This window comes from Paracoccus sp. MC1854, assembly GCF_014164635.1.
Lineage (GTDB): Bacteria > Pseudomonadota > Alphaproteobacteria > Rhodobacterales > Rhodobacteraceae > Paracoccus.
This window is the reverse complement of the sequence record NZ_JACJFU010000028.1, coordinates 24,152-31,722: the sequence shown is the minus strand read 5'-3', so window position 1 is coordinate 31,722 and position 7,571 is coordinate 24,152. Positions and strand designations below refer to the sequence as shown.

8 protein-coding genes and 1 pseudogene are annotated in these 7,571 nt (G+C 59.7%); 3 read left to right on the top strand and 6 right to left on the bottom strand.

Annotated features, from left to right (window positions below; translation table 11 throughout):
• Positions 1-104: 104 nt before the first annotated feature.
• The 3 genes from H5395_RS14785 to H5395_RS14780 are packed head-to-tail and all read right to left on the bottom strand — an operon-like array spanning position 105 to position 2,572.
• Entirely contained in the window at positions 105-737 is a 633-nt protein-coding gene (locus H5395_RS14785) for a CBASS cGAMP-activated phospholipase (RefSeq protein WP_370576471.1), read from the bottom strand.
• A complete protein-coding gene (locus H5395_RS19070; protein ID WP_255440715.1) occupies positions 698-1,327 on the bottom strand; it encodes a hypothetical protein in 630 nt (209 codons plus the stop codon). The genes H5395_RS14785 and H5395_RS19070 overlap by 40 nt, the downstream gene beginning before the upstream one ends.
• A gap of 3 nt (positions 1,328-1,330) precedes the next feature.
• Positions 1,331-2,572, bottom strand: coding sequence for a nucleotidyltransferase (locus H5395_RS14780; RefSeq protein WP_182793336.1), 1,242 nt, complete (start codon positions 2,570-2,572; stop codon positions 1,331-1,333).
• A 133-nt stretch (positions 2,573-2,705) separates the two neighbouring features.
• On the opposite strand from H5395_RS14780, the gene H5395_RS14775 reads away from it, so the two are divergent.
• Together H5395_RS14775 and H5395_RS14770 are read left to right on the top strand one after the other, a co-directional pair.
• A complete protein-coding gene (locus H5395_RS14775; protein ID WP_182793335.1) occupies positions 2,706-3,059 on the top strand; it encodes a helix-turn-helix domain-containing protein in 354 nt (117 codons plus the stop codon).
• A complete protein-coding gene (locus H5395_RS14770) occupies positions 3,056-3,940 on the top strand; it encodes an ImmA/IrrE family metallo-endopeptidase (protein ID WP_182793334.1) in 885 nt (294 codons plus the stop codon). The genes H5395_RS14775 and H5395_RS14770 overlap by 4 nt, the downstream gene beginning before the upstream one ends.
• A gap of 303 nt (positions 3,941-4,243) precedes the next feature.
• Here the strand turns inward: H5395_RS14770 and H5395_RS14765 are convergent.
• From H5395_RS14765 to H5395_RS14755, 3 genes and pseudogenes are all read right to left on the bottom strand, one after another.
• Positions 4,244-5,682, bottom strand: a pseudogene (locus tag H5395_RS14765) (IS1182 family transposase).
• 304 nt (positions 5,683-5,986) lie between these two features.
• Positions 5,987-6,367: a type II toxin-antitoxin system VapC family toxin gene (locus tag H5395_RS14760; RefSeq protein WP_220495062.1), complete on the bottom strand. Its 381-nt coding sequence runs from the start codon at positions 6,365-6,367 to the stop codon at positions 5,987-5,989.
• 1 nt (position 6,368) lies between these two features.
• Positions 6,369-6,617, bottom strand: coding sequence for an AbrB/MazE/SpoVT family DNA-binding domain-containing protein (locus H5395_RS14755; RefSeq protein WP_182793332.1), 249 nt, complete (start codon positions 6,615-6,617; stop codon positions 6,369-6,371).
• A 275-nt stretch (positions 6,618-6,892) separates the two neighbouring features.
• Between H5395_RS14755 and H5395_RS14750 the strand changes: the two genes are divergently transcribed.
• Positions 6,893-7,450, top strand: a complete 558-nt coding sequence (locus H5395_RS14750) for a recombinase family protein (protein WP_182793331.1) — start codon at positions 6,893-6,895, stop codon at positions 7,448-7,450.
• The last annotated feature ends 121 nt before the right edge of the window (positions 7,451-7,571 follow it).

Below are 7,571 nucleotides of genomic sequence, written 5' to 3'. Positions count from 1 at the left end.
AGCCTGCCGCAGGATCGCGATGATCTGAGCCTCAGTGTATCTGCTTGTCTTCATTCGAAATCTCCTCGTTCATCTTGCCGAGAAAATTCTACTTATGAAGCCCCTTACTTTCGGGGAGGATTACCACCGCACCCAATACTCAGGACATCGATCTGCGCGGGGGTTACATTGAAGCAAATGAGCGCTTCGATCACGGCAAGCATGACCGGATTGTTGGCCCAAACACCGCCATCAACCAGCTGATAGCCAACGTTTTTGAAAGGTTGAAAAAAGGTCGGCGCGGCGGATGTGGCCAAACCGATGTTGATCATCTTCTCAAACCGATCAAACTTGTAGTCCGCGTGGTGCGGCGTCTTGTAAACAAAAACCTCGCTGTGGGTTCCATCGAACGCTGGAATGCACAGTCTACTGGTGGACTCTCCGAAGAGCTTTTCACCCAGCGTCTCGGATAAAAGTCGAGCGATGGCATCACGGTCGTACCGGTAGAGGACGGTCTGCCGGAGGAACGACGTGGCGCTGTAAAGCCAAGATTGTTTGCGCGGCGGGAAAATCTCCTGGCCGCGCTCGACATAGAGGGTCTTCATCTCGTCAGCTGAAAACCCCGCGCCCAGCCCCAGCGCGATGATCCCGCCAGTCGAAGTCCCCGCAATTAGATCGAAGTATTCCGACACTCGGTGACCGGCACAGAACCGTGTCTCTAGTTCGGCAAGAACTGAGGCGGGAAAAACCCCCCGTATTCCCCCGCCATCCAGAGATAAGATCCGAAAACGCCGGTCTTTCGGCCAAGCCTGTGGAACGCGGCGTTGAGGGATCGATCCCGCCGAGCGCGGTCCTCCGGGTTTGAGTGTTGTGTCGTTGGTTTGCATGTATCCTCATTCTTGGAAATTTCCGGGTGCCGCCCGCCCCCGCGCCATACACCGTCCACCACCCAATCCTCGTGGAAAAAGAACCACTTGATGATCATGGGCATGAGAACATCCGCGATGGATTTCTCGCGTGTCCACTCGTCAGTCTGCGGATCATAGACGCATAGGCGGGGAAAGGCTGGCGGCTGCTCCCAACGGTAAACATGCTGCGGCGGCTCGCCCGTGCCACGTGGGTCAGGGCCGATGGGCGGGTCGAGAACCACGATTGAGACAACGGGGTTGGCGACTGTGTAGTTTTCGAAGAAGACGCGCGCGAAATAGGTGATGCGAATGGTGTAGGTCTGGCAGATTGGCGTAAGCGTCCCTTCCCAAACCCCCATGAAGCCGAGGTCAAGCGTAAGCTTGAACCCCGGAAACTCGGCCCGCATCCGGGCATCCTGTTCGCGGACCGAGAGCGGCATCGCTTAATCCCCGAACGGCGTACTGTAAGGGATCACCTTGGCGCTGGCGGGAGCCGCCAGACTGCCAAGGGCCGGAATGGTTCCGCGACCCGGAATGTAGAGACCGGTTTCTGCCTCGTTGTCGCGCACATGTTGCTGGCGAAGGGCAGCAATGGCATCGCGAGCAGGCTTTTCGCCAAACAGGTCCTCCAGAATTTTGCGCATGTCTTCTAGCGAGACCCCGCGTTTGAGCACGTAGAGCTTGCGAGCGAACGCGCGCAGCTCTTCCAGAAAGACCTGCTGATCATCGAGGCTACCGGGCCAGCGGTCGGTCAGCACGTCCTGTTTGCAGGTAGGATTTTCCGCGTATACGCGCCGCCCGAAAGCTGCTGCGGACTCGATGGTTGTGATGATGCTATTCACCTGATGGATCAGTTCATCAAGCAGCGAACGCTCGCCGCCCGTGTGCAGGCCGACATAGTACGTCAGCAGCACGGACGGCGGCAGGCGCAACTTCGGGTAATTGCGATCATAGACGATGTTCCGCCAGCGCTTGATCAGTTGCAGACAGATTACCTGCCGCGATTTCTTGTAAGCCGGAAGCTGGTCCGGAACAGGCGTGGTGTCCGCCTTTGCCAGCGCACTCGCCCGTGCGTAGTTCAAGGAGGCTTGCTCGAAGTAGGACCCGAAGACGATGTCAGCTTGCGTCCGCGCGTTAAACCATTCCGCAAGGCCGAAAGGGTTTGCGAACAGACGCTGCCTTGACACGGAAGGGTCAGAGGGCTTCGAATGAAAAATGAAGCTGGTCTTGGGCTCCATCGATGCGATGAGAACCGAAGGGGTCACATCCAAATGCATGTCGGTGTACTGTACCTGCGTGCAGCGCGTCTTGCGTTCCGACTTGTCGAAATAGCGCGAGCCTTCCTCTCCAGCGATGGCCCGGTGCAAGGTTGCCAGAGCATGTTCCGGGTCAACGCTATGTCCCCAGTTGATCACGGCCATAGCGTCGAGATCGTAGTCACAGCGATCATTGTGACCGGAAATAGTTGAGCCGGTCGAAAAGCCGCCCTGTGCGTAGAACCCGTCCACCATGCCCCGCAACGGGCTTCCGGGGCGGTCGATCCACTGCCCCATGACCTCGTAGTGCTTGGTTGCGGTCACGTACTCCGTCGGGCTCAGCTGGATGCGCACCGCCACATCCGCGAGCAGGATATCCTGCGACGTGAAGCGGGCGATGTTTCGAAAAATGGGGTCATCAAGGCTCATGTTGTGGTGTCCTGCTCCTGTTGGCCGGGTCTGCGACGAAACTTGCACAAGCCGCGCCCGTCATGCATACTTGTCGATAACGCCATTTAACCATGAAATGGCGAAAACGTCAAGTGAAAGAGACGATACCGGCATGTCATACGATGAGACGACCGACAACGTATTTGGACGCAGGCTTCGCGCCGCGCGAAACGAACGAGGACTCGAGCAGCAGCAACTGGCCGAGAAAGCCGGTTTGCCGCCGAGTTCTATCTCACACTTCGAGAAAGGCGCGCGGAAGCCGTCCTTCGACAACCTGCGCAATCTCGCAAAATCCCTCGATGTGACGACAGACTACTTGCTGGGCCGGGTTGACACGATGGACCGTGTCGAAGGTGCGCAGCGTCTGCATCGGCATTTGGGGAACCTGACGGAATCCGAGGTCAACACCGTTGAAGGCTTCATCAAGATGCTCAAGGACGGCAAGCTAGAAAGCGGCAAGAAATGAGCCTGAAAGTCCCTCGCCTTCCCCTGGCAGAAGGTGCAGCGGACAGGGTTCTGCGTGAGCTTGGCATTACGAAACTGCCAATCGATCCCAAAGAGATTGCTGCCGTGAAGGGTATCAAGGTCGAAGCAGCACCTGCGACCAGCAAAGGGTTTTCTGGCATGCTGGCGCAGTGGGACACGAACTTTGGCATCATGTACGCCACGCACATTAACAGCATCGGGTTCCAGAGATTCAGCATCGCACATGAGCTTGGGCACTACTTTATTCCGGGGCACAGCGAGCAGGTACTCGCCCATGGCGCGCACACCTCCCATGCGGGCTTTGGTTCGCGTGATCCTTATGAGCAAGAGGCAGATTTCTTTGCCTCTGCCCTGTTGATGCCAAGCTCTTTGATCAAGCCCATCATCGCGCGGCAGGAGGATGGTCTCGACCTCGTGAAGACCATCGCGCAGGAATGCGTTACTTCACTGACCGCATCGGCCGTGCGCTACGCGAGAATGAGCCGCAGCGCGGTAGCCGCCGTATTGAGCGAGGGCGGTGTCATCGATTTCTGCCTTTTCTCCGAAGCCATGAAGGAGGCGAAGGTTCGGTGGCCCCGTGCCGGTTCGCCGCTTCCGGCGGGGTCGCTGACACGACGCTTCGGGGCTGATCGGGCAAATGTCGCAAGCGCCCGCGAGGACAGCGCGCAGGCGGACCTCATCGACTGGTTTGATTGCCCCAAGTCGCATATCGTATCGGAGGATGTCATTGGCTTGGGCAACTACGGCAAGACCCTCACCGTCTTGTATTCGGCACGGTTGACGGCAGAAGCTGAAGGGCTGGATGAAGAGGATGAAGACGAAAAGCTCGAAGAAAGCTGGACTCCGCGTTTTCGGCGCTAGGCTCCTTTCAAACGAAAACACCTTCGTAAATAAAGCTTGGCCCGCCAGCGCTCCGGTGAACCCGTCCTAAGATTCCATCCATCGATGGTCCGCTTTTTTAGACGCTGCTTCTCACGGCGAATGGGCGACGACTGTCCGCTAAGGGCCGAGCCTGTGTCAAAACGCGCGGCGGTGGTGTGCCTCCCGGGGAGTTGCATGGCCTCAAGATTTCCGCGTTCAATCCGCAGCCATCCGACGCCTCAGCGCGCTGACGGGCTGCTGTGGGCGGCATAGTGGTCCCAGTCAAGGCCCATAGAGGGGATATCAACCCGCTATGGCCGCCATCATGCGCCGGATCCCGACCAGGGCGACCATCCGCTTGATGTTATAGGCCAGAACGTTCAACGCCATCTCGGTCCTGACGTTTTTCAGCCTCCGCGTCAGGAAATGGGTGGCGCCCATCCACGCTTTGATCGTGCCGAAGGGGTGCTCGACGGTGCAGCGGCGCAGCGTCATGAGATCGGGATCCCGGCTGAGCCGCTGACGCATGGCGTCGATCAGATGCTCATGTTCCCATCGGGTAATCCGGCGTTCCGTTCCGCTGGTGCATCGGCTCTGAACGGGGCAGGTCTGACATTCGTTGATCCAGTATCGCCGGACCTGAAGCCCGCGTTCCTCGCGGGTGTAACGGTAGATCAGTTCTTCCCCCGCCGGGCAGACGTAGACATCGCGGTCAGGATCATAAGCAAAGTCGGCCTTCACATACATGCCCTTGGCCGCATTGCCCGAGGTGGCCGGGCGCGGCACGGTCGTGGCGATGCCCGCCTGATGACAGGCGAGGATCTCGGGCCGCTGAAATACCCCTTGTCGGCGATGGCGTGCAGGTCTTCGCGACCGAGCGCCGCCGCCGCCGCGATCGCCATCGGGCTGAGCTGATCGCGATCGAAGCCTTGGTTGGTGACCGCATGCGTGACGATGATATGGGTCTCGGTGTCGACGGCGCTCTGGACATTATAGCCGACCATGCCGCTGTGCCGGGCGCTGGTCGCCATGGCGCGGGCGTCGGGATCGGTCAGGGAAATCTGGCCGTCCGCCGCATCGGCCAGGGCCTTCTCCATCGCCTTCAGCCGCGCGATTTCCTGGCGGACCCGGCCATAGCGGCGGGCCAGGCGCTGCACTTTTTCGGTGCGGGCTTCGCCTTCCTCCTGCCGGTCGATGCGCACCATCTCATTGATGTAGCGTTCGACGTCGGCCTCCAGATGGGCGAGGCGGCTGGCGATCTTGTTCGTCGTGAAATTCTTGTCACGATTATTGACCGCCTTGAATTTGCTGCCGTCGATGGCGACGGTCTTGCCCCTCAGCACGCGGATCCGGCGGCATAGCTCCACGAACTGCGCACAGGTCCGGCGGATGGCCGGGCCATTGTCGCGGCGAAACAGGGCGATGGTCTTGTGGTCGGGCACCAGTCTGCCGGTCAGCCACATCACCTCGACATTGCGCTTGGCCTCGCGCTCAAGTCTGCGGCTCGACGGGATCCGGTTCAGATAGCCGTAGATGAACAGCTTGAGCAGCGCCGCCGGATGATAACCCGGACGACCGGTTCGCGCCGCGGCCGAACGCACAAAACCGAGGTCGGGCAGGTCAAGCTCGTCGACGAAGAGATCGACAACGCGAACAAGGTCATCCTCGCCGATCCAGTCGTCGAGCCGATCCGGGAAAAGCACCGTCTGGCCACGCTGAACACCCTCGATGAAACCCACCATTCCAACCCTCCCGCCGTCGCGGAAGCTTAGCACGCCAGAGGGTTTTGACACAGGCTCGGCCGAAATCACGTTCCGGCCAGTCGACCATCGCGTTTTCTATGTCTACCAAACGTTCAGATTTCGTGCATGTGGATCGACTGGTCTGAGAGGCGCGCCGCTCTCACCCTCCGCTGTCTGAGAACCCTGTCAGGAAATCAGATGTCCGATATACCCTGTCGAGTTGTTACCTTGACATGCCGATCGCCAGTCATACCAAAGGCAGCCGGGTGAGGTGGGTAGGTGCGCCGCCCAGAATGATGCTGCTCTACCTTCGGATCACCTCGACCGTCACGCCGGCCTCGGTACTGCCCCAAGCCTGGTCTGCGGTGAGGGCAGGGGCGCCGAGTTCAGCCGCGAGCGCCAAGCAGGCCCGATCTCCCAGTGAAAGACCGAGAGCCCGCGTGGCAGGTCTTAGGTGCCCGGTTGCGTAGGCCTGCGCTTGCGTGAGCGGGCGGACATCGAGATGAAGGCTTCCGAGCACCTCCTCCACCTCCTCGGCGCTCAGACCTCGTTCGCGCAGCTTGGTGACGACCTCGGCCAGGTTCGCTGCTCCGATCACGGCCGAGGGCAACGCCTGCGTCACCTGATCCGCTCCCGCTTCCCCGTTCAGGACGCACAGCAGAGCGGAGGAGTCGAGCACCACCACCTTACTCACGCTCGGCCTCACGCCTGCGGTCTGCAATCAGCTCGTCGGCCAAGGACACGCCTTCCGGAACATGACGCCGCAAGATGGCCTGAGCCCGGGCAATGGCCTGCGTGAGCGAGCGGACACGGATCTCGCCATCTTCGATATCGACAAGTACGGTATCGCCTGTCGCGATCCCGAGTTCCCGACGCATGGGCGCCGGGATGATGAGCTTGCCACCTTCGATGATCCTAACCCGTTGTGCAGTCATGATAGGAAATCTCTCTGAACCGCATTGTTGGCATTTATACCAACCATGGTAACGTGGTATGATCAGCTTGAGCAAGCCCTAGCAAGCCATCTTCCTGCAAGATGATTATGCAGGACCAGCTACATGGTCCTATATCTGTTAGTGCTTCAATTTGGGTATACCGTAGAAGGACATCTGCTTCGGACACCGTTGTGCGTCCGACTAGGATTGCTTTCAGTATTTTCGGACGTCAATGTGCGTGGCTCTAAACTCAAATCGTACAGATTGGCCTTTTCATGACCTCCTATGGGTATGCCCGTGTCTCCACAACGGACCAGGACCTCTCGCTGCAGGAGTCCGCTCTGCGAGCAGCCGGTTGCCAGGTGATCCGGGCGGAGAAGAAAACCGGCACCTCCCGCGAGGGCCGCTCCGAGCTCGACATCTTGCTGCAGTTCCTGCGGGCAGGCGACACGCTCGTCATCACCCGCATCGACCGGTTGGCACGCTCCCTCAAGGACCTCCAGGACATCGTTCACGAGCTGAAGGCAAAGGGTGTCACGCTGAAGGCCACCGAGCAGCCCGTGGACACCGCCACCGCAGCCGGCAAGGCCTTCTTTGACATGCTGGGCGTGTTCGCCGAGTTCGAGACCAACCTGCGCCGCGAGCGGCAGATGGAAGGGATCGCCGCCGCAAAGGCCCGCGGCGTCTACAAGGGACGCAAGCCGAAGATCGATCCCGAGGAGGTGCGGCGGTTACACACCGAAGAAAGGCTCAGCCCCACCGCCATCGCACGCAGGCTCGGGATTGCACGATCGTCGGTGTATCGGTTCTTGCCGGAGAGCGGTTCGGCTTGATCCTAGGCGAAGGTGCGCCACTTGGGGGGCATTCGTAAGGGCAGTACAGATCTTCCTCCCCGTTCGAAAGCAGGTCAAGCTGAATTACGGACATACCTGCAGAGTCTGCCCGCAACCCTCG

Coding starts and splice junctions, on each gene's coding strand:
- H5395_RS14770 (WP_182793334.1), top strand. CDS start 3,056: ATGAGCCTGAAAGTCCCTCGCCTTCCCCTGGCAGAAGGTGCAGCGGAC.
- H5395_RS14780 (WP_182793336.1), bottom strand. CDS start 2,572: ATGAGCCTTGATGACCCCATTTTTCGAAACATCGCCCGCTTCACGTCG.
- H5395_RS14755 (WP_182793332.1), bottom strand. CDS start 6,617: ATGACTGCACAACGGGTTAGGATCATCGAAGGTGGCAAGCTCATCATC.
- H5395_RS19070 (WP_255440715.1), bottom strand. CDS start 1,327: ATGCCGCTCTCGGTCCGCGAACAGGATGCCCGGATGCGGGCCGAGTTT.
- H5395_RS14750 (WP_182793331.1), top strand. CDS start 6,893: ATGACCTCCTATGGGTATGCCCGTGTCTCCACAACGGACCAGGACCTC.
- H5395_RS14775 (WP_182793335.1), top strand. CDS start 2,706: ATGTCATACGATGAGACGACCGACAACGTATTTGGACGCAGGCTTCGC.